This window comes from Bradyrhizobium guangdongense (assembly GCF_006483445.1).
In the GTDB taxonomy this organism is placed as follows: Bacteria; Pseudomonadota; Alphaproteobacteria; order Rhizobiales; family Xanthobacteraceae; genus Bradyrhizobium; species Bradyrhizobium guangdongense_A.
The window spans coordinates 1-2,552 of sequence record NZ_PPPT01000340.1 but is presented as its reverse complement, the minus strand read 5'-3'; the positions used below and the strand labels follow the sequence as shown (position 1 = coordinate 2,552).

The following is a 2,552-nucleotide window of genomic DNA, read 5'->3' as shown; positions in this document are numbered from 1 at the left end:
CGTCGAGCTGCTCTGCTATCCCCGCCTGTTCGGCTATACCTTCAATCCGCTGTCGGTCTATTTTGGCTATCGCGCGTCGGGCGAGCTCGCGCTCGTGATCTACGAGGTGCGCAACACTTTTGGCGACATCCACCCTTATGTGCTGCCGGTGAAGCCGGGCGACTTGAACGCGGCGGGCTTGAGGCAGAGCCAGGACAAGCTGTTCTATGTCTCGCCCTTCGTCGCCATGGCGATGCGCTACCACTTTCGCGTCCTGCCGCCTTCGGAGACGGTCCGTCTGCGCATCCTCGAAACCGATCGCGAGGGACCGTTGCTGGCGGCAACTTTCAGTGGTTGCCGGCAGGCACTCACCTCCTCAGCGTTGCTGAAATCACTGGTGGCGCTGCCGCTCGTGACCTTCAAGGTCATCGCCGCCATCCACTTGGAAGCGCTGCGGCTGTGGTGGAAGGGCGCGAAGCTGGTGCCACGCGATACCGCAAGGCCGGTTGCACATGAAACCGCCTTGGCGGGCGACAAGGCGCGCTTATATAATGCTCACCGCTGACCGCCTGCGTGGGCGCGCTCGGGTCCAGCGACATCGGGAAGAGCGCAACTGGCCTTGCGGTCGGACAGAACCTTTCGAGGTGATGGGTCCGCTGATGCCGAACGCGATCTCGGTCACGCCAGACAATGTGGAGACGTTGCTTTCCGACCTGCCGCGCCTGGTTCGCCTGGCGCTGGCCTTTGGATCGCGGCTGAAGCGGGGCACGCTCGACGTGCTCTTGCCCGACGGCCGCGTGATCCGCATGGGCGGCCTCGAGCCGGGACCGAAAGGCATCATGCGGGTGCACGACTACGCCTTCGCATCGCGCCTGCTCAGTGGCGGTGATATCGGTATTGCGGAAGCCTATCTCAACGGCGACTGGGATACGCCCGATCTGACGCAGTTCCTCTACCTCTTCTGCGTCAATCACGACGTGTTCGAGACCATGCTGAACGACAAGCCGCTGATGCGCTTCGTGCAGCTCGTGCGCCACTGGTTCAACCGAAACACAAAGCGCCAGGCACGCCGCAACATCGAGGCGCATTACGATATCGGCAACGCCTTCTATTCGGCCTGGCTCGACCCGAGCATGACCTATTCGTCGGCCTTGTTCGAAGAGCACACGGCCGATCTCACGGCAGCGCAGACCAACAAGTACCGGAGGCTCGCCGAGGCGATCGACCTGCAACCCGGACAAAGGCTGCTCGAGATCGGGTGCGGCTGGGGCGGCTTTGCCGAATACGCCGCAAAGGTTTACGGCGCGCGCGTCGTCGGTCTCACCATCTCGACCGAGCAGCGCGACTTCGCGCAAAAGCGCATCCACGAGGCCGGGCTCTCGGAACAGGTCGAAATCCGTCTGCAGGATTATCGCGACGAGCGCGACCAGTACGATCGCATCGCCTCGATCGAGATGATCGAGGCCGTCGGCGAGGAGTTTTGGCCAAAATACTTCGCACAATTGCGTGACAGGCTGCTGCCGGGCGGGCTCGCCGGCATCCAGGCCATCACCATCCAGGACACGCTTTTCCAGAGCTACCGGCGCGAGGTCGACTTCATCCAGCGCTATGTGTTTCCCGGCGGCATGCTGCCCTCGCCCGCGGTGCTCAAGTCGCTGGGCGACGCCTTTGGTGTCCCTGTCATCCGGGAGCGCATCTTCGGGCAAGATTATGCCAAGACGCTCGCCACCTGGCGAAACAACTTCCGCTCGGCCTGGCCGAACCTCGTGCCGCTCGGCTTCGACGACCGGTTCAGGCGGCTCTGGGAATACTACCTCGCCTATTGCGAGGCCGGCTTTCTCTCCGGGAATATCGACGTCAGGCAAGTCGTCTTCGCAAAGCAGCGATGACCGGGGCCGCTTGTGCCCTCAGGCCCGCTCCTTTAGGGTCGCTGCCAACATGAGGAAACGACCGGCAAGCCCCTGACATGACCATCAAAAATGACGTCGTCGAATCGATCGGCAATACCCCGCTGATCAAGCTGAAGCGCGCCTCGGAAGCGACCGGCTGCACCATTCTGGGCAAGGCCGAGTTCATGAATCCCGGCCAGTCCGTCAAGGACCGCGCCGGCAAATGGATGATCCTCGAGGCCGAGAAGCGCGGCGAGCTGAAGCCCGGCGGTCTTGTCGTGGAAGCCACTGCCGGCAATACCGGCATTGGCCTTGCCGTCGTCGCCAGCGCGCGGGGCTATCGCACGCTGATCGTGATCCCGGAGACGCAGAGCCAGGAAAAGAAGGACATGCTCCGTCTGTGCGGCGCCACGCTGCTGGAGTCGCCGGCGCTGCCCTACTCCAATCCGAACAACTACCAGCATGTCGGCCGACGCCTCGCCGACCAGCTTCGCAAGACCGAGCCAAACGGCGTGCTGTTCGCCGACCAGTGGAACAATCTCGACAATCCCAAGGCGCACTACGATTCGACCGGACCGGAGATCTGGCAGCAGACAGGCGGCAAGCTCGACGGCTTCATCTGCTCGGTCGGCACCGGCGGGACGCTCGCCGGCATCAGCCGCTACCTGAAGGAAAAGAACAAGG

At 63.0% G+C, this 2,552-nt stretch carries 3 protein-coding genes; all 3 read left to right on the top strand.

Annotation, left to right across the window (positions count from 1 at the left end; all coding sequences use genetic code 11):
* On the top strand, nucleotides 1–544 hold a 544-nt coding region (locus C2U70_RS32670), incomplete at its 5' end, for a DUF1365 domain-containing protein (protein WP_140982906.1).
* Between the two features lie 94 nt (nucleotides 545–638).
* Nucleotides 639–1,868: an SAM-dependent methyltransferase gene (locus tag C2U70_RS32665; protein WP_140982903.1), complete on the top strand. Its 1,230-nt coding sequence runs from the start codon at nucleotides 639–641 to the stop codon at nucleotides 1,866–1,868.
* A 77-nt stretch (nucleotides 1,869–1,945) separates the two neighbouring features.
* A partial coding sequence (locus C2U70_RS32660) for a pyridoxal-phosphate dependent enzyme (protein ID WP_140982900.1) occupies nucleotides 1,946–2,552 on the top strand: 607 nt, incomplete at its 3' end.